A 25426-nucleotide genomic window follows, 5' to 3' on the forward strand; every position below is an offset into this window, starting at 1 on the left:
GTGTCGCCCGGATGCTTTCCGGAAGCCAGCCCATCACCTACCGTGACAACCGTGCCTGAATCCGACCGTGCGACGCGCGCCGAGCGGACGCCGACTCTGCCCACCGTGCTCCGCTGTTGCGCCGCGCTCGCCGCGACCCCGGCGCGGCTGCTGCGTCCGCGCCGTCCCGACACCGAGTTGCTGGCCCGGCTGACCGTCGCCGAGCCGCCCCTGCCCTCCGCGACCGTCCGGCTGACGGTGCTGGCGCAGGGCGATATGACCGCTCCGGAGACCATCGTCGCCGAGGGCGTGCGCAGCCTGCGGGAACTGCCGCTGATCATGTCGGCGTTCCTGATCGAGCATCCGAAGGCCAGGTTCATCGTCGATCCCGCGCTGTGCTCCGGCGTGCACGAGCGGGTGATAACCGAGCTGCCGTTCCCCGTGCCGCTGCTCGTCGCACCGGACAAGCCGGTGCTCGGCCTGTCCGACGCGCTGGCGGCGCGCGACATCGCGGGCAGCGACATCGACTTCGTCATCCCCACACACCTGCACTGGGATCACGTGTCGGGCCTGCTCGAACTGCCCGCCGAGGTGCCGGTCCGGCTGCCCGCCGCCGAACACGCGTGGGCCATGCTCGGTGTGCACGCACCCGTCGGCGTGGCGCGAGGCCCCCTGCGCGGCCGCACCTTCGACACCTTCGAACTCGACGGCCCGCCGGTGCTCACCTTCCCGCGCAGCAAGGACCTCTTCGGTGACGGGTCGGTGCTGCTGCTCGACCTCGCCGGCCACACGCCCGGCAGCATCGGCGTGCTGCTCGCCGTCGACGACGGCACCCGCGTGCTGCTCGCGGGCGACGCCGTGTGGAGCAAACTCCAGATCGACCTGCTGCGCGAAAAAGCGCCCATGCCAGGCCAATTGTTCGACTTCGATCGCGACGCCGCCTTCGCGGTCATCCACCGGCTACACGCCCTGCCCGACGACATCGAGATCGTCGCGGGTCACGACCACGCTGCGGTCACCGCCCGCGCGACACGGAACCCGTCGCGCTGAGCGGTGCCGCGGCAGATCGGCGGACCCTCCGCCTCGCTCCGGCTGTGCACACGGCTTTCCAATCGCGGTGAGCGGCACCGCTGTCCGGCGTAGGTGTCCGGATCAGGCGATGGCGGCGGCGAGGCGGGCGGTGATGAGCTCCTCCGCCTCGGTCACCATGCGGCCGATGAGCTCGCCGCAGGTCGGGATGTCGTGGATCAGGCCCTGGGCCAGGCCCGCCGACCAGATGCCCGCGTCCAGATCGCCCTCTTCGAAGACCCGGCGCCCGCGCGCGCCCGCGACCAGTTCGCGCACGTCCTCGAAAGTGCCGCCCGCCTTTTCGATCTCGACCACCTTGCGGCTGATCTCGTTGTCCGCGACGCGCGCGGTGTTGCGCATGGTGCGGAAGATCAGCTGGGTGTCGAGTTCGCTGTTGGCGACGATCTGCTCCTTGACCTTCTGGTCGATCGCCGACTCCGCGGTGCACAGGAAGCGGGTGCCCATGTTGACGCCGTCCGCGCCGAGCGCGAGCGCGGCGACGAGGCCGCGGGCGTCGGCGATGCCGCCGGAGGCGATCATCGGGATCTCCAGCACGCGCGCCGCGGCGGGAATCAGGATCAGGCCCGGGATGTCGTCCTCGCCGGGGTGTCCCGCGCATTCGAAGCCGTCGATGCTCACGCCGTCGACACCGATCTTCTGCGCCTTGAGGGCGTGCCGCACGCTGGTGCACTTGTGCAGCACCTTGATGCCCGCCTCTTTGTAGTACGGCAGGAACGGTTCCGGATTGCTGCCCGCGGTTTCGACGATCTTCACGCCGCTTTCGATGATGACCTGCACGTACTCCGCGTACGGCGGGGGGTTGATCGAGGGCAGGATGGTGACGTTCACGCCGAAGGGCTTGTCGGTCAGCTGCCTGGTGCGCTCGATCTCGTTGCGCAGATCGTCGGGGGTGGGCTGGGTCAGCGCGGTGATGAAGCCGAGCCCGCCCGCGTTGGCGACGGCGGCGACGAGTTCGGCCCGGCCGACCCACATCATGCCGCCCTGCACGATCGGGTGCTCGATCCCGAATTCCTCGGTGAACCTGGTACGCAGCATCGCGCTCTCCTCCGTATGACGGCGGCGTCCGTGGATCGCTCGCCGCTGTAGTTCCTCGCACCGCGACGGCTCGTCGCACCGCCGTGCTCGCGTGGGCGTGCCGGACCGCCCTTGCGCCATGATGGTGACACGAGAATCGACTTGCGTTCAACCAGTAAGTAAGCCGCCGTTCGCATCGCCCAATAGGCATATGCCGCTGGGCAAGCGCCGTTGAACTCTCGAAGTGTTCATGAAAGTGCAGATAGGACCGGTTTTGTCGACCGGAGCAGTGCGCTGAGGCAATTAACGACGATTCATCTCTTGATCTCTTGCCGCTCGGTTAAGTTAGTTGTTATTCTCATCTCAATTCAGCCCGCCCACGCGGTCGGCCACCCCGGCGGACGCTGCAGGCGGTCCGAGAGGAGTACGTGGCATGACCACCGGTGCACAGGCGCTCGACGAGCCGATCAGGTCGCGGCGCAACCACTGGAACAACCAGATCGCCGCCCACGCGCAGATGCGCCCGGACGCGGTCGCCCTGCGGTTCCGTGGCGTGGACACGACGTGGCAGCAGCTGCACGAGCGCTCGCAGAAGTTCGCCGACGCGCTGGCCAGGCGCGGCGTCGGGTTCGGTGACCGGGTGCTCCTCCTCGCGCTGAACTACCCCGAATACATCGAGGCGGTCTTCGGCATCAACGCCCTCGGCGCCATCGCGGTGCCGGTGAACTTCCGGCTCACCCCGCCGGAGGTCGCCTACATCGTCGGCGACAGCGGGGCCAAGGCCATCGTCACCGACACGGTCTTGCAGCCGCTGGCCATCGCCGTGCGCGCGCAGGCGCCCGCCCTGGAGACCTGCGTCGTGATCGGCGGGGCGAGCGCCGAGGGCGTGCTCGGATACGACGACGTGTTGGCCGAGGAGGGGACGCCCCACACACCGCTGGACATTCCGGAGGACACCCCGTCGCTGATCATGTACACCTCGGGCACCACGGGCAGCCCGAAGGGCGCGGTGCTCTCGCACGCGAACATGAACGCGCAGGCGCTGACCTGTATCCGGGCCATGGACCTCGGACCCGAATCCATCGGCTTCTGCACCTCGCCGCTGTTCCACATCGCCGGACTCGGCAGTCTCGCACCGTATTTCCTGCTCGGCGGCAAGACCGTGCTGCATCCGCTCGGCGCGTTCGACCCCACCGAGTTCCTGAACGCCGTCGAGAAGGAGCAGGCCACCACGGCGTTCTGCGTGCCCGCGCAGTGGCAGGCCATCTGCGCCGAGCCGACGGTGAAGGACCGCAAGCTCGCGCTCACCATGCTCAGCTGGGGCGCGGCGCCCGCCTCGGACTCGGTGCTGCGCGCCATGGCGGAATGCTTCCCGAACGCCGCCAATGTCGCGGTGTTCGGCCAGACGGAGATGTCGCCGATCACCTGCGTGCTGGAAGGCGAGGACGCGCTGCGCAAGCTCGGTTCGGTGGGCAAGCCGATCCCGACCATCCAGGCCCGCATCGTGGACGACGAGATGAACGACGTCGCGCCGGGCGAGGTCGGCGAAATCGTCTACCGCGGACCGACTCTCATGCAGGGCTACTGGAACAAGCCCGAAGCCACCGCGGAGGCCTTCGCGGGCGGCTGGTTCCACTCCGGCGATCTGGTTCGCGCGGACGACGAGGGATTCATCTGGGTGGTCGACCGCAAGAAAGACATGATCATCTCCGGCGGCGAGAACATCTACTGCGCCGAGGTGGAGAACGTGCTCTTCGGACACCCCAAGATTCGCGAGGCCGCGGTGGTCGGTCGGGCGCACGAGAAGTGGGGCGAGGTGCCCGTCGCCGTGGTCGCGCTGATCGACCCCGATGCCGAGCTGACCCTCGCCGAGCTGGAGCCGTTCCTCAACGAGAACCTGGCTCGCTACAAGCATCCCAAGGATCTGGTGATCGTGCCGGAATTGCCGCGCAACGCCAGCGGCAAGGTCGTGAAAGTAGAACTGCGCAAGGATTATTCGTCCTAATCCTGGCGTGCGCGCTGATTTCCACGAACTGGGTCGTGGAAATCGGCTACGCGGGCGGCGCGGATGCGTGAGGATCGAGGCATGGCGATCCCCCGCATCCGCGCCGCCGTGCTTGCCCTGCACTGGCAGGTGAACATCATTCGGCCCGAAGGCTTCTTCGGTCCCATGCTGGCCGCGCCGGTCGCGGCCAGCGGTATCGTGCCGCGCGCGGTGGACTTCCACGACGCGGCCGCCACGGCCGGCCTTCCGGTGATCTTCACCCGGTTCACCATTCCCGTCGGTGAGGGTGCGCTGGTGCGCAACACCGGTTTCATGAGGTCGGTGGGTGCGGCACAGACCGATTTCCGCCCGGAATCGCCCGGCGCGCAACTCATCACCGAGATGAAGGGTCAGCCGAGCGCGGTCTACGACAATCAGAAGCTCTCCGGGCTCGCGGGCAGCGCCCTGCCCGACTGGCTGACCGAGTGCGGCATCGGCACCTTGTTCCTCACCGGCGTCGCCACCAACCTCACCGTCGAACAAACGGCCCGTCACGCAACCGATCTCGGCTTCACCGTTCATCCGATCGCCGACTGTGTCACGGCCGCCGACCCAGCGGCCCACGAGTCCGCGCTGACCAACCTCGAACTCGTCACCGCGGGCAGCCTCACCGCCGCCGAAGCCCTCGACCTCGTCCACCGCTGATTGCAAGCTGATTCAGCGGGTTCGATCGGCCAGTCCTGGGCTGATCAACCTCGCCACGCGCCGGTAGGCGACCTCCGCCGGGATCGGCGGGTCCGCGTCGGCGATCGCACCGAGGGTGCCGACCACGCCCCAGGACAGGAAGTTCACCATCGCCGTGAACTCCTCGTCGTCCATCTCGAAGCGCCCGGACAGTTGTTCGGTGAGCACCCGGCCGACCATGCCGCGGGTGGCACGCATCAGCTGACCGCCCGCCTTGCGTCCCAGCAGCGCGCGGTAGACCTCGGGATTCTCCGCGGCAAGCAGGAACAGCGTGTAGACCGGTGCGAGCGGAGCCGAGGGCGGCGGCGCGGCCGGGTCCTCCGGACGGGCCGCGGTGATGGCCGCGCGCAGGTACTCGGTGCTGCTCACCAGCAGTAAGTCGTCCTTGTCGCGGAAATGCGCGTAGAACGTCGAGCGTCCGATGTCGGCGCGATCCAGGATGTCGCGCACGGTGATTCGCCCGTAGGGCCGTTCCAGCAGCAGTTCGATCAGCGCTCGGTGCAGCGTCGCCCTGGTCCGCCGCACCCGGCGGTCGGTTGTCTCGTTCATCGTCGATCTCCGCGTTTCCGGACGGATCGGGCGGTACTGTCCCGAACCGGACGGATTCTGTGCTTCTGCTTCTGGTCGCCGCGGCGACCACCTTCGATCATGAACACATGTCCGGAAACGCACAACAGTCCGCAAACAATCAACCCGCCGAGATCGGCCTGCTCATCACCCGCCCGCGCGGCTACCGGTTCCTCCGGTCCGCGTTCATGCTGGGCCGGGGGCGCGCGCTCGACGCCGAACTCATCGCCCGTAGCGGCACGGCGCCCGGCGATCGCGTCCTAGACATCGGCTGCGGCCCGGGAGATTTCGCCCGTGCGCTCGCCACCCGTGTCGGACCCGCGGGCGAGGTCGTCGGCCGCGATCCGTCGCCGCAGATGGTCGCCTACGCCACCGCACGCACGACACAGCCGAATTGCCACTTCGAACTCGGCCCCGCGCAGACGATCGACCACCCCGACGCCTCGTTCGACGTGGTCACCTGCACCTTCGTCATGCACCACATCCCCGAGACCCAGCGCGAGGCCGCGCTCTCCCACATGCACCGCGTGCTCCGCCCCGGCGGCAAACTGCTGCTCGCCGACACCCACCCCGCCGGGCGGGTGCTGCCGGGCGTGATCCGCGCGATGTCCCGGTTCGCGGCCCACCGCACCGGCGACTCCGCGGCCGGGCACCACGTCGACCCCCTCGCCGCCATCGATATCCGCCGCTATCGAGAACCCTTGTCGGCCGCCGGTTTCCGCTCGATCGACTTCGAAGTCGTCCCGCCGATCGCTGGAGTCCTGCTCGCGACGAAGTAGTAGAGGAACGGCCGGAGCGGAGGCGGAGGTACGCCTAGAGCTGCTGTCGGACGTCGATCCGTCGCTAGCCCGTGCCTGGCCGGAGCGAATCGCCTAGAGCTGGCCGCCAGTCCGTCGATCGCTCGCGCGCTGCCGGAGCGAATATGGCGGTACGCCTAGATCATGTTCTTCGAGGTCATCCAGCGCATGGTGAACCAGCCGCAGAACACCGGCAGCCAGCAGGTGAGGACGCGGTAGAGGAGCACCGCGGGCACGGCGATGTTCGCGGGAAGGCCGAAGGCGGCCAGACCGCCGATCAGAGCCGCCTCGACGGCGCCGACGCCACCCGGTGTCGGCGCGGCCGAGGCGAGCGTGCCGCCGATCATGGTGACGATCGTGACGGTGACGAAGGTGGTGCCGCCGCCGAAGGCCTCCACGCTGGCCCACAGCGCGCCGGCCATGCCGAGCGTGATGGCGGCGCACCCGGCCACGATGATGGCGAACCGCTTCGGGTCCCTGGCCAGCTGGCCGAGCTCGCCGAGTACTTCCTGGAGCTGGGGCCGGACCGAATTGTTCAGCCAGCGCCGCAGTTTCGGCACGAACATGAACGTGCCGATGATGCCGACACCGACACCGGCGGCCAGGTAGATGACGGTCGGGTCCGGCACGAAATGCGAAAGGTCCGCCGAGGTCCCCGCCACGATGCTGAACAGGATCAACAGGCTGATGTGCGTCATCACCTGCACCGCCTGCTGCAGCGCGACGGCCGCCGTGGCTCGCACCGCGCCGAGCCCGCCCTTCTGCAGGAACCGGACGCTCAGCGCCAGACCGCCGACGCGCGCAGGCGTGGTCGTCGCGGCGAAGGTGTTGGCGATCTGCATGATGACCAGGTTGCGGAAGCTCACCATGCCGGAGGCGCAGGCCCACAGCGCGGCCGCGGCGCCGACGTAGGTGAGGCTGGAGACGCCGAGCCCGAGCAGCGCCCACCACCAGTTGGCCGTCTTCAGCTGGGTGAAGAAGGTCGGTACCTGACTGATGAACGGGTACGCCACGTAGACGAGCCCGATCAGCAGCACCAGCTGGATGATCTGGTTGCGGGAGAACCGGGTGATCTGATCGGCCTCGATCCGATCCTTACCGGTCTGCTTGCGCACCTCGTCGCGGGTGTCGGAGACGATCGACCCCCACTCCGGGATCGAGATCCGGATGCCGGACGGCATGGCCGATTTGGTGAGGCGGCGGGTCGCGGTGAGCACCGTCTGTTCGCCGAGCGCGTCGATGGCCGCGCGCACCGCGGGTTCCTTGCCGTAGATCGCGGCCGTGGTGACCAGTAGCTGCGCGATGTCGGACTGGATCTGGGTGTCCGAGGCGCCGAACTCGGCGCTGCTGAAACCACCGAACAGCACGGCGTCCTCGGTGAGACGGATGTCGTCGGGGCGCAGATCGCCGTGCGCGATGCGGCCCGCGTGCAGCGCGCCGAGGGCCTTCCACACGGTGGGCAGCCGCTCGAAGGGGCTCTCGGCGATCGGGACGCCGCCCGAATCGGTGTGCGCGTAGAGCATCCAGCCGCGATCCAGCGCGGCCACCGCGACCACCTGCTGACCGGCCAGCTCGAGATCCCCCGCGGCGATCGTGATCAGGGCGCGGTGTTCGACGGCGCGGTGCATGGAGCCGTGCAGTGCCCCGGTCTCGCTGCTGCGGAAGGTCAGCCAGCGCCACAGCATGCGCAGCGCGCCGTGGCTGCGCTGATTCTTGCCATACATCTCGACGGTCAGCTCGCGCTCCGGACCGGTCACGGCGGCCGCGAGCACCAGCGGACCCGAACCGGCGGGCCGCACCACGGTGAATCCGGTGACGGTGTGCCCGTTTTTGGCCAGCACCCGCACCGCGGCGTCCAGCGGCACCTCCAGTGCCGGGGTGCCGACCACCCAGACGATCAGCGCGCCGACCAGCCAGCCCACCGCGAGTCCGAACATCGCCCGCGCGGGCACCACGGTGCTGACCACCAGATGGATCGGCGCGAAGGCCAGCAGCAGGAACCACAGCCAGCGCCGCGGCTTCGTCGGCAGCCACGGGCTGGAGACGGTGAGCACCGCGGCGAGCATCGCGATCCAGCGCGGGTCGTCGAGGAATTGGGAAAGGAAGGTGTCGAGCCGGTCGGGCACCTGCAGGTGCCACTGCGGTGCGGAGAGGCCGGTGCCGGTGATGGAGAGCAGCAGACCCGCGACGAGCCCGGCGGCTGCGTACCCCGCGAGCAGTTTCCACTGCCTGCCGATGATCAACTCGATGAGGATCGCGAACGGCAGGATGAGGATCGTGATGCCGTAGATCAGATAGACCAGGTTGGACTGGTCCGGGGTGAGGAAGTCGATGATGGTGGAGACCGAACTCTCCAGCGCCAGCCATTCCGGTCTGGTGATCAGCGAGGCCGCGATCACCACGCCGAGCCACAGCGCCGCGAGCATGACCCGGACGATGTCCGTGGTCCGCCGGATCAGCGGTTGCAGGAGATTACCCGTTACCGGGATCTCCCGCCCGTCGACTCGCATGTCGTATCGGCACTTTCGGATCGAGTTGGCGCTTGCTCGGCCACCCCCTGGCACACGTTTCGTGAGTATGCAGCAGGTCACCGGGGCGATCGGCACCAACACGCCGCCGCGGTGCGGGCGTCGCGCGGTGCCGCTTCGGCCCCTGATCACACTGCCAGAGGCGACGCCTCGAGGGCAGGGCGGGCTCAGTTCGCGACGACGCTGTAGACGCCTCCGGTCATCGCGCCCGCGTCGAGTTCCACGATCGCCTGCAACACCTTCTCGGTCGGAACCCGGGCCGGGAAGCTGTCGGGGGCGACCGCGTTGGCGCGGACCCCGAACTCCTCGAACTCCGCCGCGAGGTGCCGGGTCAGATGGTTCAGCGCCGCCTTCGACGCGGCGTACACCGCCTGGCCGCCCGGGTACACGGTGGAGCCCGACAGGCTGGAGACGTTGACGATATTGCGGTTGCGCGCGCGGTTGCCGTCCATGTCGTGCATCCAGCTGCGCTGCGCCAACCGGGCCGAAAGCCGCAGCGGTACACCGACGTTCAGCGCGAACTGCGGTTCGAAGTCGTCGAGCGCGTTGTCACCGTCGATGATCCCCTGGGGATGCAGCCGCAGGCTCGCGGCATTGTTGACCAGCAGGTCGACGCCGCCGAACTTGGCGAGCGCGAGATCGACGACGCGATCGACCTCGCCCGGCGCGGTCAGGTCGGAGCGGATCAGGAAGACCCGGGATTCGTTCTCCGGCACGGTGGCCTGCGGATCGAAGGGATCCACGAACCACTCGTGCTGCGACGGCGTCGCGGGGATGCGGGTGCCGCAGACGGCGACGATGTCGTAGGCGGTGTAGAGGGCGCGGCAGAAGGCGTCGCCCAGCAAGCCGCCCGCGCCGGTGAGCAGGCAGACCCGGCGGCCGCCGCCTGATGATTCACCACTGGACAATGCGGTCTCCTCCCCAACGCTGGACGGCGTCCTCCTTCGGCCGGTGCAGCCACATCACGATGCTGCTGCGCGGGATCCGGTTGTAGCCGAGGTAGGCGTGCCAGGAACGCGGCGTGCATTCGAACACCACCATCGAGTTGTCCAGCGGCGGCACCGCGAGCGTCGGCGCCGGATCGGCGATGTTGGCGTACAAGCCGGTTTCTCCGCCGTCGCCCGGCTGCCATCCCGGATTGCCCAGATAGAACAGCACCGCGACGGCGCGCACCGTCTCCCGCGCGGTGACGCCGTCGGATTTCGTCCCGGTCTTGGTGTTCACACTCGCGTCCGGCAACCGCACCTCCCCCGGCCCCGGGGCCGGGCTCGGGAACCACGCCGGATTCAGGTCGTTGTGCGGCCAGCCCGCCGGGCTGTCCGGCGCGTGGTGGTGGATCGAACCCTCCACGTCGCCCGTCACCTGGACCCCCGCCACCGACGCGATGAGGTTGTGCCATTCCCGCGACGTGAACAGCGCGAGCGGCCCGTTGCGCAGTTCGGTGAGCGGAATCCCGCTGGCGCTGTAGTTGTCGGCCACTTTCTCGAACGCACTCGCCCGCGCCCTGCGCACCCGCTCGTACTCGTCGGCGAGCCGCTGATAGAAGTCGGCGACGAACACATCGCGCACATATACGTGCGGGAACGGACCGGATCTGCGGATCCAGCGCCGATGGGCGAACAACTCCGTGAACCACGCGGGCGGCGCCGACGCCTCACTCACCGATTCCCCTGACAACGTCACTCCCTCCCGGACGAACACGCCGATCTTATTGCCTCCGTCCGCCGAATTTCGAGTGGCCGGGATTCCGGCGCCGGATCGCCACGGGAGAGGATCGCCCGGTGGCTCGTGATCTTCGCATCTGCTTCGTCGGTGACTCGTTCGTCGCGGGCGTCGGCGATCCGCTGTGTTGCGGATGGGCGGGGCGGCTCGGCGTCGCCGCGCATGCCGACGGCCTCCCGTACACCGGATACAACCTCGGCGTCCGCCGCCAGACCTCGGCGGACATCGCCGCGCGCTGGCAGGCCGAGTGCGCCCCGCGACTGCCCGACGGGACCGAGGCCAGGGTGGTGTTCTCCTTCGGCGTCAACGACACAGTGCACGAGGACGATTCACCGCGCGTCGAGCCCGACGCGTCGGCGGCCAACCTGACCGCCATGCTGGCCGACGCGGCCGCGCGCGGCTGGCCGACGCTGGTTGTCGCTCCGCCGCCGGTCGACGACGACGCCCACAACGCCCGCACCGCGCGCCTCGACGAACGCTTCGCCGAGATCTGCGCCGCGGCCCGCGTGCCGTATGTGCGCGTGCACCATGAGTTGCGCGCGAACGAGGTGTGGATGCGGGAGGTGCGCGCGGGCGACGGCGCGCACCCGAGCGCGGGCGGCTACGACGCGATCGCGGCGCTGATCCTGCCCGCCTGGCGGGACTGGTTGTCCCGCTGAGCGTTTCCGGGCCGTCGAACGGTCATGAATCACCTCACACTGCGGCCCGATCAGTGCTACACAGGTGCAGTCTCGTACAGCAGGGCTTAGACTGTCTGGGACGTATTGGGAACACAGTCGAAAGGTGGCATCCGATGGGATCCCAGACGGTAGTCGCCGACGTTGCCGACGAGCTGGCGCGCCGGGTTGCCGCGGGGGAATATCAGCCGGGGGATTTGATGCCGTCGGTCCGCCAGGTCGCCGAAGAATTCGAGATGAATCGCGCGACCGCGCAGTTGACCTTGGGCAGGCTGGAATCGTATGGATTCGTCGAGGCGCGTCGCGGTAAGGGTTTCACCATCCGCGATGTGCGGGAGGCGGGCGGCCTCGACGTGTACCGCCACCTCTTCCGATTTTCGGTGCCGATGCCCGATGTCGCGATCGAGATGTTCCACGACATCGTCGACGTGCAGCGCGGCATCGTCATGGAGGCGCTGCTCGCGTACACCGCGAGCGAACAGGAGATCGACCCGGCCGAGCTGAAGGCGACCATCGACGAACTGGAAGCCCTTGCCCGGCTGGAGGTTCCGGACTATCGCCAGATTCTGGCCATCGAGGTCGCGCTGGTCCGGAGTTTGCTGACCGCGCTCGGGCTGAGCATGCAGCGCGCGATCCTCAACACGATCGGCGAGATGGTGCTCGAGGTTCCCGAGGCGATCGAGGCGTACTTCGCGGGCGCCGCCGACCTGCACGTGCTGGTGTGGCGGGCGCTCGTCGCGGTCTGGGAATCCGGCTCGGGCCCGTCGGAGGCGCAGCTCGCGCTGTTCGAGGACCTGTTCGGGATGTACCACGGCAAGGTCATCGCCCGGTTCGAGGAGCTGCTCGGCGGCGAGGAAGCCGACATCGAGGACGCGCACGCGGCCACCGCCTGAACAGGCACAACGTACAAATAAACGTACAAAACGGACTGTCTGAGTCCCATCGGCTCGAACAGTTGTGCGTGTCGCGGCGGATGAATCAGTTGGTCACTTGTTCATTACAGACGGCCGAAAATATCGTCTGAGACAGGTATGCTGAGATCGGCTGGACGGCGTCGCCCGGCGCGCTCGGGGTTCCCGCTGCCGCGGTCCGATCACGGGGAGGCGTGGATCGGCGCGGCCGGGCCTTCGATCGCGCGAGGCGACCCGCAGACCCGGCGCCGACGCTCACGGCGCCGGGCCGTCCCGTCATCGGACCGGCCGGGTGGCGATGGCGGGGCGGGCAGGCCACACTTGCGATTTGCTGGCGAATTGCCCGAGACGGTCGTACCGTTTCCGTCATGACCGAGTCAGCAGAGCCGCTGCCCGCCATACCGCTGGAATCCTGGCGTCCGACCAAGGAAACCCTGCACCGTTTCGCCCAGGTCGTCGGCAAGGTCGCCCTGGCGAAAGGCATCCGCCGCAACCACTGGTGGCACATGACCTTCCGCCTCACCGCCCGCGGCTGGACCACCGTTCCGCTCGGCACCGCCCGCAACGGGCCGGTGTTCACCTGCTCCTTCGATTTCTTCGACCACGTGCTGCGCATCGCGACCGATCACGGCATCGAGGTGGAGATCGACCTGCTCCGGCAGTCCGTCGCCACGTTCTACACCGACGTCATGGGCGGACTCGGCGATCTCGGCATCGAGGTCGTCATGCCGCACCCGCACCCGTTCGATCTGCCCGACGCCAGCCGTCCGTTCGAGGACGACACCGATCACGCCGCCTACGATCCGGACAAGGCGCGCAGGGCTTTTCACGTGCAGAGCCAGGTCGGACGGATATTGGAGGAGTTCAGCGCCAGCTACTCCGGCAAGATCAGCCCGGTCCAATTGTTCTGGCACACCTTCGATCTCGCGGTGCAGCGCTTCTCGCCGCGCCAGATCGACCTGCCCGCGACCGTCGATTCGGTGACCCGCGAGGCCTATTCGCGCGAGGTGATCAGCACCGGATTCTGGTTCGGCGACGACAAAGTGCCCGAGCCGACCTTCTACTCCTATGTCGCGCCGGAGCCGGACGGGCTGACGGACCGGACGCTGAAGCCCGCGGGCGCACGGTGGGTTGCCTCCGGCTCGGGCCATTCCGCGTACTACGCCTACGAGGCCGCGCGCCGCACCGACGACCCGGTGGGCGCCGCCCTCGAATTCTTCCAATCCGTCTACGCCAACGGCTCCGAGCTCGCCGGATGGGATGCCGCACGGCTGGCCTGCTGGGGCGGCATCACCGATCCGGTGCTGGAGCGGAAGGCGCAGCGCTGGCCGGAATGGCCCGCGTGATCAGCCGTTGAGCTTGTTGAGGCGATCGCAGGCCTCGACGTACTCGGTGATCAGCCGGGCGACCACGTCGGCGGAGCGCTCCACCTTGGTCATCATGCCGACCACCTGACCGACCGGGTTGAAGTTGACGTCCTTCGCGGCCTCCGGATACCGGTGGCCGCGCTTGACGCCGTCCAGCGCCACCATCATCTGCAGCGGCATCGGCAGCGGATCGGGGGTCTCGGTCGACTCCCAGGCGTCGGTCCAGTCGTTGCGCAGCATGCGGCACGGCTTGCCGGTCCACGAGCGCGAGCGCACGGTGTCGTGACTGCTGGCGTCGATGTAGGTCTGCATCTGCGCGGGCGGCACATTGGCCTCCTCGACGGTCAGCCACAGCGAGCCGGTCCACGCGCCCGCCGCACCCATGGCCATGGCCGCGGCGACCTGGCGGCCGTCGCCGATGCCGCCTGCCGCGAGCATCGGCATATCGCCGATCGCGTCGATGACCTGCGGCCAGAGCACCATGGACGAGATCTCGCCGCAGTGCCCGCCGCCCTCGGTGCCCTGGCAGACCACGAAGTCCAGACCGGCGGCCTTGTGGTTGAGCGCGTGCTTGACCGAACCGCACAGCGCGCCGATCAGCCTGCCCGAGCCCTGGATCTGCTCGATCACGTCCGCGGGCGGCGTGCCGAGCGCGTTGGCGACGAGCTTGGCCTTGGGGTGCTTCAGGATGACCTCGATCTGCGGGGCCACCGTGGTCGCGGTCCAGCCGAGCAGCTGGTTGTGATGCTCTTCCTCGGGCAGGCGCGGGACGCCGTGGTCGGTCAGGATCTTCTCCGCGAAATCCCGGTGGCCCTGCGGCACCAGCTCGCCGAGCTTGGCTTCCAGCTGTTCGGGCGTCAGGTCATCGATGCCCTGGCCTTCGTACTTGGAGGGAATCACCAGGTCCACGCCGTACACGCCGTTGACGTGCTCGTCCAGCCAGGCGAGCTCGACCTCGAGCTGTTCGGCGGTGAAGCCCACCGCGCCGAGGACGCCGAGCCCACCGGCATTGCTGACCGCGGCCGCCACGTCGCGGCAGTGGGTGAAGGCGAAGATGGGGAACTCGATCCCCAGCCGCTCGCAGATTTCGGTACGCATCGGGTTCTGGTCTCCCTTACCTACGCCGCGACCGGATCACGGCGGCCGCGGACGTTCTAGAACGGGTTACATAGTGGCCGCGCCGGGTTCGCCTCGCGCGCGACTGACAGTCGCCCCGACCGGCCGAATCCGCCGCACACCGCGGGTATCGCCATGCCGCGGCGGCGTCGTCATCGACCGGTGGGGGCACCATAATGTGACAGTAACACGTTCTAGTTTTGTCGCGGTACCCCTTCCTTGCCGGGGTCAGCAGCGGGTGTCAGATCGCGTTCTCCAGTTCCGCGAGCGCGTTCTCCAAATGGTCGAGGATGCGGTGCAGCTGGGGCACGCTGCGCCGGCAGCCGACCAGGCCGAAGTCCAGGTTGTCGGCATTGGAGGTGAGCGTGATGTTCACGGCCTGGCCGTCGAAGGGGATGGAGAGCGGGTAGATGGCGTCCAGCCGCGCGCCGTTCCAGTACATCGGGTCGCGCGGGCCCGGCACGTTCGAGATGACGATGTTGAACGGCGGGGCGGTCAACGGCATCAGCGCGGGCACCAGGTTCAGCGCGATCGGGCTGACCATCAGTGCCGAGAGCGCCATCGACTGGGCGGGCGAGAGTTCGCTGTAGACCTCTTTGCTCTTCTGCATCGACTCGCTCACCGTCCGCAGCCTGGCGATCGGATCGGCCAGATCGGTGCCGAGATTGCACAGCAGCGCGCCGACCTTGACGCCGTTGGTCTCGGTGTCGTCCGGAGAGCGAAGCGACATCGGCACCATGGCGATCAACGGCTTGTCCGGCAGTGCGTCCTGCTCGGCGAGGTAGGTGCGCAGCGCGCCCGCCGACATCGCGAGCACGACGTCGTTCATCGTCGTCCCGGTTGCCTTGCGCACCTGCTTGATCCGCTCCATCGGCCAGGAGCGCACGACGGAGCGGCGGGCGCCGCCGATCGGCACGTTGAACATGGTCTTCGGCGCCTCGAACGGCAGGGTCACCTGCTGCTCGCGCAGGGCGGCGCGCGCGGCACGAAGCAGCGCCGGGCCGGACGCGGCGGCGGCGACGAGAGTCCTTGCCGCGCCGAGCAATCCGGAACGCTGCGGCTCCTTGTTGCGTCGCGAGCGCGGCAGGTTCCACGGCACCCGGGTCTCGGTCGAGGCCGGGTCGTCGGTCAATGTGCGCTGCAGCAGCCGCTGGGCCGAGACGCCGTCGATCAGGCCGTGGTGCATCTTCGAATAGAGGGCGAACCGGCCGTCCTGCAGACCTTCGATGAGGTGGATCTCCCATAGCGGACGATGCCGATCGAGGAGGGTGCTGTGCAGGCCGGACGCGAGTTCGATCAGTTGGGCGTTGGTGCCGGGGGCGGGCAGTGCGATGCGCCGAACGTGGTAGTCCAGCTCCACCTCGTTCTCGAGCGTCCAGGCCAGCTGCGGCGAGCCGAGGAGGTTGGCCGGGCGCTTGCGAAAGGTGGGATGAATCTCGCTGCAGGACAGCAGCTTTTGGTGCGTCTGCGCGACGAACTCCGGACCGGCACCCTCCGGCGGTTCGAACAGTTGAAGCGAGCCGACGTGCATCGGGTGCTCGCGGGATTCGGCCAATAAAAATACGGCATCAACCGGTGCGATGAATTCCATATGTGTGTCGCCCCCTGACGACGGTGGAGATTTTGTAATACGAAGAATCGACCACGTTGTCGGGTGGGACACACCACAGAAAACCCTGTGCACCCGTGCCAAACGTACCCGGCTGCCTCCGGATACGTGCGCCGAATCAGCGCACCTGATCGGCGACCTTCGAGACGATCAGGCATCCCTGATCGAACCGTTCGTCGGGCTGCCGTGCGCAGACCATCCGGGCGATCACCGTGAAACCCGCTTCGCGCAACAGCTCGGCAAGCCGCTCGGGTGACCAGCAATAGGCGCGGGTCACCTTGTGGTCGAAAGCGAGCACGGTGTCGGTGGTGTCCGCTGTCTGGAATGCCAGCAGCGCGTGCCCTCCGTTTCGGAGTACCCGATGAAACTCGCGCAACACCTGAGGTACCCGTTGCGGCGGCAAGTGGATGATCGAGTACCAGGCCACGAGCCCGCTCAACGCCTCGTCCTCGATGGCGAGCTCCTCCATCGATCCCACCTCGAACCGCAGGCCGGGGAACTCGTTGCGCGCCAGTTCGATCATGCGCGGCGACAGATCCATGCCGAAGACCGGGAGGTCGAGCGACGCGAGGTGCGCGGCGATTCTTCCCGGGCCGCAGCCGATGTCCGCCACCGGTCCGGAACTGTTGGCACGCACGAGTTCCGCGAAGGCGCCGAGGACGGCGCGGTCGAAAGGCCTGGTCGCCAGGTGGTCGCGAACGAGGTCGAGGTAGATCTCGGCCACGTCGTCGTAGGACGTGCGGGTGGCGTCGACATCGGCATGGGTCAAGACCGGAACTCCTTTGCGCGAAACGGTGTTCGTACCTCTCAGGGCGTCGCGGAGAGCGCCGGATCATCCTGCGGAGTGGCGGCGCGAGACTGCCTGGTTCCGAGGAACGATCCGAGCACGACCAGCGGGAATCCTATCGCCATGCCCGCGGTGAGCGGTTCACCCAGCAGCGTCACGCCGAGCACGATCGCCACCGCCGGATTGATGTAGGTGATCACCGTGGCGCGCGCCGGACCGACCTCGCCGATCAGCGCGAAGAACAGCAGGAACGCCGCCGCGGTGCAGACGATCGCGAGGCCGAGCACCGACAGCGTGGCGCCCGCGGGGAAGTGAGCAGGCCGGAGCAGCGCGGCGAACGGCGCGTAGAGCACCGCCGCCAGCAGCAGCGACGCGGTCACCACACCCATCGGCGGTAGATCCGCCAGGGAACGGTTGATGATGATCGGACCGACCGCGTAACCGATGGTGGTCAGTGCGATGGCTCCGATCGCGGCGGGGTTGGACAGATCCACGTCGAGCCCGACCAGGGCCGCCACGCCTGCGAATCCCACGACCAGGCCGAGAATCCTTCGGGCGTCGATGGTTTCGTGGCCGAGGCGGGTCACGATCAGCACCGCGATCAACGGCACCGCCGCGATCAGCAGGCCGACGGTGGAGCTGTTCAGCGTGGTCTCCGCGTATCCGATGAGGAACCACGGGCCCGAGATCTCCACCAGTGTGTAGAGCAGCAGCGGCCGCCAGCGCCGCAGGACCGGCCGCAGCGCGTCGGTGAACAGGGCGACCGGCAACAACAGCAGGCCGCCGATCAGCGTCCGGCCGAATGCCACGAACACCGGATCGAAGTCCTCGACGGCGACCGCGATCATCGCGTACGGCACACCCCAGATGGCGCCCATCGCCAGGAACAACAGCCAACCGCGCTTGGTCATCGCGCCGTCCCCCGAGTCACCGCCGCAGATTTCATGCTCTCGCTCGCTTTCGATCCACGAGGAGCCTAGCGGGTGATCCCATGATCTGACAGATCGTTTCCGGTGTTCGACGCGGGCATGCGCCCCGTGACCCGGGATCTCGGATCGCGCTGTTCAACAGCCGAGTTGATCCGCCAGATCCAGGAAGTCGCGTGCGTTGACGTCGAATTCGTCCTCGTACTCGACGTCCACCGCACCGCCCGCGCCGAACTCCAGCGGCCGCGCGACGAACGCGGTGCGGAAACCCAGCGCGCCCGCCGCCCTGATGTCGTACTTGTGGCAGGCGACCATCATGATCTGCTCCGGAGCCAGCCCCAGGTAGGTCGCGGCCATGCGATACGTCACCGGATCCGGCTTGAACGCGCCCGCCATCTCCGCGGTGAAGATCGCGTCCCACGGCAGGCCGCCCAGCTTCGAAATATTCACCACCGCAGCCACATCCGCGTTCGACAAGGTCGCGAGCGTGAACCGGGTCTTCAGCCGGGTCAGCCCGGGAACGGCATCCGGCCACGGCACGATCCGCCGCCAGGCGCGGGCCAGCTCCTCCCGCTCGGCCTCGTCGAAATCGGTCACGCCATATTCCGCCAGCAGCCGGTCCAGTGCGTCGCGGTACACCGAATGCACCGTGGTCCACTCGTCCTTGCCGACCTTCGCGTCGCGCAGCACGTCGAAATACTGTGCGCGCCAGCGGTCTACGAACTCCACCCAGTCGAGTCCCTGGTGCCGTCCCGCGCTCGCGTCGCGCAAAGCCCCCAGCACCGTCGAATGGAAATCCGTCGCCGTGCCCTGCACGTCGAACAGCAACGCCCGCACCTCGCTCACCCCGAAATCCAACCACGTGACGGGTGTTCGGTGCTCGGTCGCCTGGGGGCGTCAAGGACGCGGCGTGCCCCACAGGTTGCGCAGTAGCAGCCAAGGCTGTTCGGGATCGGGCACCCGCCCTGCCTTCATCTCCGCGGCGCCCCAGCCGTCCACCGCGCGAAGGACGGCGGCGGTGGCGGCGACGAGCAGGCTCCGGTCGGCTTCCAGGGTGATGAGGCCGATGGCGATGCCATTGTCGACGAAGTCGGCGATCCACGAGCGGAACGCGCCCTGTTCGCGCAGCAGGAAGGCCGGATCGATCAGCGCGAGGTCGGCAGGGTGTGTCTCGATGTGGGCGCGCAACCGCCGTTCGACGATCTTCAGCTGCGACCAGAACTCGGCGTCGTCCGCGACGCGCTGCCACGCGCCGAGCACCTCGGAGAGGCGGGCCGCGACGTCGTCCAGAGCGGTGTACAGCAGGTCTTCGCGGCCGTCGAAGTAGTTGTACGCCGAGGATTTCGAGATGCCCGCCGCCGCGATGATCTGGTTGTAGGAGGCGGTTTCCACGCCGTCCTCCGCGAACATCCGCTGCGCGACATCGAGGATGCGGCGTTGTTCGTCGGCGGGAAGCCGGGTGAAGCGGGGAAGTGGCATGGTCACATCTTAGGGCCTAGTCGTGCGCACCTCTAGTGTGTACCATTGGTACACACCGACGTTCTGAAAGGTGGGTGCGGTAATGACGGACGCCGTCATCGAGACGATCGGACTGCGCAAGCGGTTCGGCGATTTCATCGCCCTCGACGGCCTCGACCTGCGAGTCGAGCCGGGCGAGGTGCACGGATTCCTCGGGCCGAACGGCGCGGGCAAGTCGACGACGATCCGGATCCTGCTCGGACTGATCCGGTCGAGCAGTGGGACGGCACGCCTGCTCGGCGGCGACCCGTGGCGCGACGCCGTGCGGCTGCACCGCCGCATCGCCTATGTCCCCGGTGACGTCTCGCTGTGGCCCGGCCTCACCGGCGGCGAATGCCTCGACGTGCTCGCCGCCGCGCGCGGTGGGTTCGACCGCGTCCGCCGCGACGACCTCGTCGAACGGTTCGAACTCGATCCAGGGAAGAAGAGCCAGGACTACTCCAAAGGCAACCGGCAGAAGGTCGCGCTGGTCGCCGCGTTCGCCTGCGACAGCGAGCTGCTGATCCTCGACGAGCCGACCTCGGGGCTCGACCCGCTGATGGAGCAGGTGTTTCAGCAGACGCTGGCCGAACGCAAGCGCGCGGGATGCACGGTGCTGCTGTCGAGTCACATCCTCGCCGAAGTCGAGGCGCTCGCCGACCGGGTGAGCATCATCCGCCAGGGACGGACCGTGTCGACCGGGACGCTGCACGAATTGCGCCGTCACACAACGACTCACGTGCATGCGGTCACCACCGTGCCGCCGGTCGCGCTGGACGACGCGCCCGGCGTGAGCTCGGTGCGCATCGAGCGCGACGGCGCCGGATACGCGGTCTCCTTCGGTGTCGACGCCGGGCATGTGGGCGAGGTGGTCGGGGCGCTGCACGAGGCGGGTTTGGTGTCGATCACCGCGAACCCGCCGAGCCTGGACGAGCTGTTCCTGCGCAACTACACGTCCGCCGAAAGCGTCGAAACGGTGGAGGTGTAGCGATGCGCGGATTCACGGTGATGGCAGGCGTCGGTTTGCGCGGCAGCCGTCGGCAGATCCTGTGGTGGGTGCTCGGGCTCGCGGTCGTCTTCGCGGGCACGGTGTGGTCGCTGGACGGCCTGTATTCCACGCAGGACGAGCTGGTGAGTTACCGGGCGGCCACCGAATCGGGCACGGCGTTGTTCGCGATCAACGGCAGGCCGTACGGGCTCGATGATCTCGGCGGGGTCATCGCCTACGAATTCGGGTTTCTCAGCGCACTCGCCTTTCCGCTCATGGGCATTCACCTGGTGACGCGGATGACGCGCCGCGAAGAGGAATCCGGGCGGGCGGAGTTGTTGCGCGCCGGATCCGTCGGACGGGTCGCGGGCGTTGCCGCGGCGGTGGTGCTGACCGGTTCCGCACTGGTTCTGGTTTCTGCGTCGATTGTTGCCGCGCTCTTGGTCGTCGGCCTGGAATGGTCTGGTGCGCTGCTCTATTCGGCGTCGCTGATGGCGCTCGGCTGCTGCTTCGCGGCGATCGCGGCGCTGGCGGCGCAGGTTGTCGTCTCGGCGCGCAGCGTGCTCGGAATCTGTCTCGCCGTCTTGATCGCGGCCTTCCTCACCCGCGGTATCGGCGATGTGCGCGGCAACGGGCTGGTGTGGCTTTCGCCGATCGGCTGGGCGGAACAGGCTCGCCCGTTCGGCGCGGCGCGGTGGTGGCCCGTGCTGCTGGCGCTGGGTTTCGCCGCGGTGCTGTTCGGCGCGGCCTGCTGGGTCGCGGGCCGTCGAGATCACGGCGCCGGAGTGCTCGCCGCGCGTCGCGGGCCCGCGTCCGCATCACCGATATTGCTGCGGCCCTGGGGATTCGCGCTGCGCAGGCACCGCGGCGGCATCATCGCGTGGAGCGTGATCGGCGCGCTCGTCGCCCTCTCGTTCGGCGCGCTCGCCGACGCCATCCGCACCGTGATGGCGGACAACGCGGCCTTGCAGGACGTTCTCGGCGGCGGCAGCGCGGACCCGGATGCTTACTTGTCGTTCGTCGTGGTGCTGATCGCCTTGCTCGTCGCCGGGTTCGCGGTGCAGGGGGTCGGCCGGATCGCGGAGGACGAGCCCGGTGATCGGCTGGAACCCGTTTTGGCCGGGGCGGTTTCGAGATCGCGATGGTTGACCGCCGAGGTGATCACCGTCGCCTGCGGCACTGCTGTGGTCGCGGGGGTCAGCGGATTGGCGCTCGGCGTGAGTGACGCATTGGCAGTGGGCGATTCATCAGCGGTTGCCCGGTTGACCCTCGCCACGCTCTCATATCTTCCGTCCGCCCTGGTGCTGCTGGGAATCGCGGTGTCGCTCTACGGAATTCGCCCCGCCACGTTGGGCTTCAGCTGGGCCGCCTTCGTCGCCGTAGCGCTGATCGCCACCCTCGCCGACACACTCCGCCTACCCGAATGGATCCGCCACCTGTCCCCACTCGAATGGGTAGGCCGCACCCCCTCCGAACCCATCACCCCCTGGCCACTGATTGCCTCCGCCACCTTGACCATCGCATTGATCGCCTTGGGCCTGCGGGGCTTCACCTCCCGCGACATCCCCACGCACAGCGGCCCAGGCCTGATCCGAACCCTACGTCTGCCTTGGACTACCCCTCCACCGAACACCACCCCCACCCCTTCCTGACCCCACGCCTCCCCCACGCCTCGCAGACCTTGCAAGCCCTGCGAGGCGTCAAAACCCTCTGCGAAGCCCGCACCAGCTGGCCGACCAGTGGCATCGCATCCCACCACCGCCCGGCTGATGCCGTCGAAAATCGCGGCACCCCACACCCCGTCCACACCCCTCACACAGTCGGTGCCTATGTCCGGCGTCGAATGCCTGTGTGGAATCGGCTCAGGCTGCGCGCCATTAGGCGTCGCAAGGTCGCTGCCGCCCCGGGGGCGTCGATGGGAGTCGTGCGGCGCTCCGCACCGTTTGCACGCCGCACACAGTCGGTGCCGCTGTGAGGCGTCGAATGCCTGTGTGGCGCAACGGCAGCGTGGTCTGGGGCGTAGCCGGGTGTACAACGCACAACGCCTTCACGATCGGTGGACGATCGTGAAGGCGTTGGCGGGGATATCGGGCTGGGGCCGATATCGCCCTAATTCACCGGGCGCCGGTGGTGGTTGGCACTGGGGTTTGCGTTGTGGTGGTGGGGGGTGGGGTTGTGGTCGGCTGGGTGGTGGTCGGTGCCACGGGCTCCGCCGGTGCCACGGTTTGGGTGGGGGCTGCGACCGAGGTCCTCGCCTGGGGGTTCGTCGTCTCCGGAGGAGTTGTTGCGCTGGGGGTTTCGGCCGGAGGCGTGGTTGCCGGGGCGGTGGTTGTCGGAGCCGTGGTGGTCGATGTGACGGCGGCGCCGGTCTTCGTGGTCGTGGGCGCGGCCGTGGTGGTCGGCGCGGCCGTGGTCGTGGTTGTCGTCGAGGCAGCCTTCGGCTTCGCAGTGGCCGACACCACCGCATCGTTCGCGGCCGCGAAGTCGGCGGCCTCCGGCTCGGAGGACTTGTCGACCGTCTCACCGGCCTGCGCCTGCTTCGCCAGGTGGGTGAGCCAGGCGGCCGCGTACTCGGCGGAGGTCAGCGGCCTGCCTTCGCCAGGGTTGGCGTCACGCCAGTAGTCGAAGTGGTGGCCGGTGTGGTCGGGGCCGAGCGTCAGCTTGTACGGGTCGCTCATGACCACCGGGATCGTGTTCTGGTTGGTCACGATGAGACCGATGATCTCGTTCAGCACCTTCTGCGGCAGGTATGCGAGCGGCGACATCTGTTCGGTCGCGATCGAGTCGGCCTTCGCGGGCTCCTTCGGCTGCTCACCCGGCTTGTACTCCGGATCGGAGACACGCAGCAGGACCTCGAGGAACGTCTCGTCGCTGGCCATCCAGTTCGGCTGCGACTGGATGTCGGCGAACGCCGCCATCGCGATGCGGCCGAGGACCACGGCGACGTCCATTCCGTTGGTCGGATTGAGCCCCTCGCGCTCGAGTTGGTCGACATTGATCTGCCTGCCGACATTCACCACCAGCTGCAGCAGCGAGATGTTCTCCGGCGCCGCGCAGGTGAGATCGCCCTCGGAGCAGAACGACGCGATCTTGCCGTTCAGCGCGCCGAAGTCACCGCTGGTGCCTGGCAGCGCGCCCTGACCCGAGACCGGCTTCCTGCCGTCCTGATACTGCTGGTCGAAGCCGTCCGGGTTGCTGAACGGATCCTTCGAGCCGGGGAACGGCCCGTCTCCTGCCGCGCGGCCCGAGTCGGCGAGGATGACGACGCCGACGACATCGTCCGGATCGACGATCCCTTGATCGCCCTCCCCCTGATGCCCGATGTTCATCGCGACACGGCGGACGACGTCGGCGCCCTCGCTGTACCCGACGATCGAGAACTTGGTGTCGGGGCAGGCCTGCGAGATCTCCCGCATCACCTGCTGGGTGTTCGCGACGCCCGCGTTGACGGCGTCTTCGTAGGTGGCCATGTTGGCCGGGTAAGCGATGTAGACCGCCGCGTACGAGCCGGGGTCGACGTCGTCGGCCGGTGCGTTCACCACCGGGTCGACCCAGCGGCTGTTGTGGTCACCGGCCAACGCGGCGGGCAACTCGTTCCCGTTGGCGTCGACCAGCAACTTCGTGGTCCCCGCCGTGGGAGTGTCGCCGCGACCGGCGACCGAGATGGTCACCATGTCGTGGCACTCCGTGACGGAGGCCTTGAGCTGTGTGTCCGCGGTGTGCGGCGACGAAGTGACGGCGAACGAAGCGGCAACGATCGCCGCCACCCCCAAAACCGCAGGTGCAGCGACGGCCGAAGCAATGCGATGCCGCGCGAAGAACTCGCGAAAAGCCATGTCCCGATCCCATTCCAGTACCGACAGATGGACAGGCCCCCCGACGGGCCATAGGTCACCAAGGACGTCGTGATGGGAACGGCGAGCGTTACTGTGATCGATTCGTCGGCATCTCGGCCCGGATCGCGCACACAGCTACCTGTGCAGCCGGACTACGCGTTCGATCGGTGTGTGATCCCCTCCGAAAACGGTGAAGTTCTTCGGCCCGTTGTCGTCCATCCAGGATCGAACGCATTCCTCGCTGGTCCTAGGCACCCTAGGGTGCTCGGTCCACCACCCGCTCACCAGATGTAGACCCAGGCAGGCCGCTCCGGAAGATCGAACGCCCGGACCGCCCGCGCACCAGCATCGGCACCAAGGCGTCCTCCGGAAACGAGGCGTGCAACGACGTGGCAGTAGCCTTATCGGCGGCTCATCTCGGCCCGGATCGCGCACACGCCTACAGCAGTACCCTCACATGCCCGCACGGCCGACTCGAGAAAAGGACGCTTCGATGCGATTCACCCGTACTCGCAACCTGCTGCTGTTCGCCCTCAGCCTGATCGCGGCCGGAACGGTGGGCACCGTGCCCACCGTCGCCACCGCCGAACCCGCGCGACCGACCATCGTGCTGGTGCACGGTGCGTTCGCCGACACCACCAGCTGGGACCGCGTCGCCGCCGAACTCCGCGCCGACGGGTATCGAGTCGTGGTGCCAGACAACCCGCTTCGCGGACCCGCCAGCGACGCGGCCGCGATCGAACGGTCGCTCGCGGCGATCGACGGGCCGATCGTGCTCGTCGGGCACTCCTACGGCGGCGCGGTCATCACCAATATCGATGATCCGGACGTGCAGGCGCTCGTCTACGTCGCCGCCTTCGCACCGCAGCAGGGCGAGCCGATCGCCCTCGCGCTCGACCCCATCCGCTTTCCCGGCAGCCAGCTGCTGCCGCCGGCACTGGCCTTCACGGTGACCGGCACCGGGCTGGACGCATATGTCGAACCGGCCTATTTCCACGAGGTCTTCGTCCAGGATGTCGATGCCGCCACCGCCGCCGAGATGATCCCCCACCAGCGCTCCCTCGCGGTCATTGCCAACATCGAGCTGTCGGGTCCCGCGGCCTGGACCAAAACACCCAGCTGGTTCGTGGTCTCCGGCCAGGACCGCGTCATCCCACCCAGCGCACAACGAGCCATGGCGCAGCGCATCGGCGCGCGGGCCAGCGAGCTGAACGCCTCGCACGCCTCCCTCGTCTCGCAACCGGCCGCGGTCACGTCGGTCATCGAACAGGCTGCGGGCCAGTGATCC

General features: G+C 68.2%; 22 protein-coding genes. 10 read left to right on the forward strand and 12 right to left on the reverse strand.

Annotation, left to right across the window (positions count from 1 at the left end):
- Positions 1-51: 51 nt before the first annotated feature.
- Complete coding sequence (locus NL1_RS05335; RefSeq protein WP_245673098.1) at positions 52-1029, forward strand: MBL fold metallo-hydrolase; 978 nt, start codon at positions 52-54, stop codon at positions 1027-1029.
- Between the two features lie 102 nt (positions 1030-1131).
- Here NL1_RS05335 and NL1_RS05340 read toward each other — a convergent pair whose 3' ends face one another.
- A complete protein-coding gene (locus tag NL1_RS05340) occupies positions 1132-2103 on the reverse strand; it encodes an NAD(P)H-dependent flavin oxidoreductase (protein ID WP_174553392.1) in 972 nt (323 codons plus the stop codon).
- Positions 2104-2515: 412 nt separating this feature from the next.
- Here NL1_RS05340 and fadD5 point away from each other — a divergent pair, with 412 nt between their 5' ends.
- Both fadD5 and NL1_RS05350 read left to right on the forward strand, forming a co-directional pair.
- Positions 2516-4087, forward strand: a complete 1572-nt coding sequence (gene fadD5 / locus NL1_RS05345; RefSeq protein ID WP_067834898.1) for a fatty-acid--CoA ligase FadD5 — start codon at positions 2516-2518, stop codon at positions 4085-4087.
- An 81-nt stretch (positions 4088-4168) separates the two neighbouring features.
- Positions 4169-4771, forward strand: a complete 603-nt coding sequence (locus NL1_RS05350) for a cysteine hydrolase family protein (RefSeq protein ID WP_067834899.1) — start codon at positions 4169-4171, stop codon at positions 4769-4771.
- 12 nt (positions 4772-4783) lie between these two features.
- On the opposite strand, the gene NL1_RS05355 is transcribed toward NL1_RS05350, so the two are convergent.
- Positions 4784-5359, reverse strand: a complete 576-nt coding sequence (locus tag NL1_RS05355) for a TetR/AcrR family transcriptional regulator (protein ID WP_067834901.1) — start codon at positions 5357-5359, stop codon at positions 4784-4786.
- 107 nt (positions 5360-5466) lie between these two features.
- Here NL1_RS05355 and NL1_RS05360 point away from each other — a divergent pair, with 107 nt between their 5' ends.
- Complete coding sequence (locus NL1_RS05360) at positions 5467-6156, forward strand: methyltransferase domain-containing protein (protein ID WP_067835061.1); 690 nt, start codon at positions 5467-5469, stop codon at positions 6154-6156.
- A 155-nt stretch (positions 6157-6311) separates the two neighbouring features.
- Here NL1_RS05360 and NL1_RS05365 read toward each other — a convergent pair whose 3' ends face one another.
- From NL1_RS05365 to NL1_RS05375, 3 genes are all read right to left on the reverse strand, one after another.
- The gene (locus NL1_RS05365; protein ID WP_067834903.1) at positions 6312-8684 is read right to left on the reverse strand and encodes a lysylphosphatidylglycerol synthase domain-containing protein; all 2373 of its coding nucleotides are present in this window, start codon (positions 8682-8684) and stop codon (positions 6312-6314) included.
- 185 nt (positions 8685-8869) lie between these two features.
- A complete protein-coding gene (locus tag NL1_RS05370) occupies positions 8870-9610 on the reverse strand; it encodes an SDR family NAD(P)-dependent oxidoreductase (protein WP_245673099.1) in 741 nt (246 codons plus the stop codon).
- Positions 9597-10364 (reverse strand): 2OG-Fe(II) oxygenase, encoded by a 768-nt coding sequence (locus NL1_RS05375; RefSeq protein WP_245673100.1) that lies wholly within the window; start codon positions 10362-10364, stop codon positions 9597-9599. The genes NL1_RS05370 and NL1_RS05375 overlap by 14 nt, the downstream gene beginning before the upstream one ends.
- A 119-nt stretch (positions 10365-10483) precedes the next feature.
- Between NL1_RS05375 and NL1_RS05380 the strand changes: the two genes are divergently transcribed.
- The 3 genes from NL1_RS05380 to NL1_RS05390 all read left to right on the forward strand — a co-directional run bounded on the left by NL1_RS05380 (position 10484) and on the right by NL1_RS05390 (position 13358).
- A complete protein-coding gene (locus NL1_RS05380) occupies positions 10484-11083 on the forward strand; it encodes a DUF459 domain-containing protein (RefSeq protein ID WP_067834905.1) in 600 nt (199 codons plus the stop codon).
- A gap of 134 nt (positions 11084-11217) precedes the next feature.
- Complete coding sequence (locus NL1_RS05385; RefSeq protein ID WP_067834907.1) at positions 11218-11994, forward strand: GntR family transcriptional regulator; 777 nt, start codon at positions 11218-11220, stop codon at positions 11992-11994.
- A 386-nt stretch (positions 11995-12380) separates the two neighbouring features.
- On the forward strand, positions 12381-13358 hold the full coding sequence (locus NL1_RS05390; protein ID WP_067834909.1) for a DUF5996 family protein: 978 nt from the start codon (positions 12381-12383) through the stop codon (positions 13356-13358).
- Here the strand turns inward: NL1_RS05390 and NL1_RS05395 are convergent, their stop codons facing one another.
- The 6 genes from NL1_RS05395 to NL1_RS05420 form a co-directional block, all read right to left on the reverse strand.
- Complete coding sequence (locus NL1_RS05395) at positions 13359-14477, reverse strand: NAD(P)H-dependent flavin oxidoreductase (protein WP_067834911.1); 1119 nt, start codon at positions 14475-14477, stop codon at positions 13359-13361.
- A gap of 259 nt (positions 14478-14736) precedes the next feature.
- Positions 14737-16086, reverse strand: coding sequence for a WS/DGAT/MGAT family O-acyltransferase (locus NL1_RS05400; RefSeq protein WP_067834913.1), 1350 nt, complete (start codon positions 16084-16086; stop codon positions 14737-14739).
- Between the two features lie 136 nt (positions 16087-16222).
- Positions 16223-16873: a class I SAM-dependent DNA methyltransferase gene (locus NL1_RS05405; RefSeq protein ID WP_067834915.1), complete on the reverse strand. Its 651-nt coding sequence runs from the start codon at positions 16871-16873 to the stop codon at positions 16223-16225.
- 38 nt (positions 16874-16911) lie between these two features.
- Positions 16912-17802, reverse strand: coding sequence for a DMT family transporter (locus NL1_RS05410; RefSeq protein WP_067834917.1), 891 nt, complete (start codon positions 17800-17802; stop codon positions 16912-16914).
- Between the two features lie 153 nt (positions 17803-17955).
- Positions 17956-18663 carry a haloacid dehalogenase type II gene (locus NL1_RS05415; protein ID WP_067835067.1) on the reverse strand — a complete coding sequence of 236 codons (708 nt, stop codon included), beginning with the start codon at positions 18661-18663 and terminating at the stop codon, positions 17956-17958.
- A 51-nt stretch (positions 18664-18714) separates the two neighbouring features.
- The gene (locus NL1_RS05420) at positions 18715-19296 is read right to left on the reverse strand and encodes a TetR/AcrR family transcriptional regulator (protein WP_067835069.1); all 582 of its coding nucleotides are present in this window, start codon (positions 19294-19296) and stop codon (positions 18715-18717) included.
- A gap of 82 nt (positions 19297-19378) precedes the next feature.
- Between NL1_RS05420 and NL1_RS05425 the strand changes: the two genes are divergently transcribed.
- Positions 19379-20302 carry an ABC transporter ATP-binding protein gene (locus NL1_RS05425; protein ID WP_067834919.1) on the forward strand — a complete coding sequence of 308 codons (924 nt, stop codon included), beginning with the start codon at positions 19379-19381 and terminating at the stop codon, positions 20300-20302.
- Between the two features lie 2 nt (positions 20303-20304).
- Positions 20305-21954 (forward strand): ABC transporter permease, encoded by a 1650-nt coding sequence (locus NL1_RS05430; RefSeq protein WP_067834922.1) that lies wholly within the window; start codon positions 20305-20307, stop codon positions 21952-21954.
- A 462-nt stretch (positions 21955-22416) separates the two neighbouring features.
- Here NL1_RS05430 and NL1_RS05435 read toward each other — a convergent pair whose 3' ends face one another.
- On the reverse strand, positions 22417-24138 hold the full coding sequence (locus NL1_RS05435) for a cutinase family protein (RefSeq protein ID WP_067834924.1): 1722 nt from the start codon (positions 24136-24138) through the stop codon (positions 22417-22419).
- 493 nt (positions 24139-24631) lie between these two features.
- Here NL1_RS05435 and NL1_RS05440 point away from each other — a divergent pair, with 493 nt between their 5' ends.
- Positions 24632-25423, forward strand: a complete 792-nt coding sequence (locus NL1_RS05440) for an alpha/beta fold hydrolase (protein ID WP_067834926.1) — start codon at positions 24632-24634, stop codon at positions 25421-25423.
- Positions 25424-25426: the final 3 nt, after the last annotated feature.

It is taken from the genome of Nocardia lijiangensis NBRC 108240, assembly GCF_001613045.1.
Taxonomy (GTDB): domain Bacteria; phylum Actinomycetota; class Actinomycetes; order Mycobacteriales; family Mycobacteriaceae; genus Nocardia; species Nocardia lijiangensis.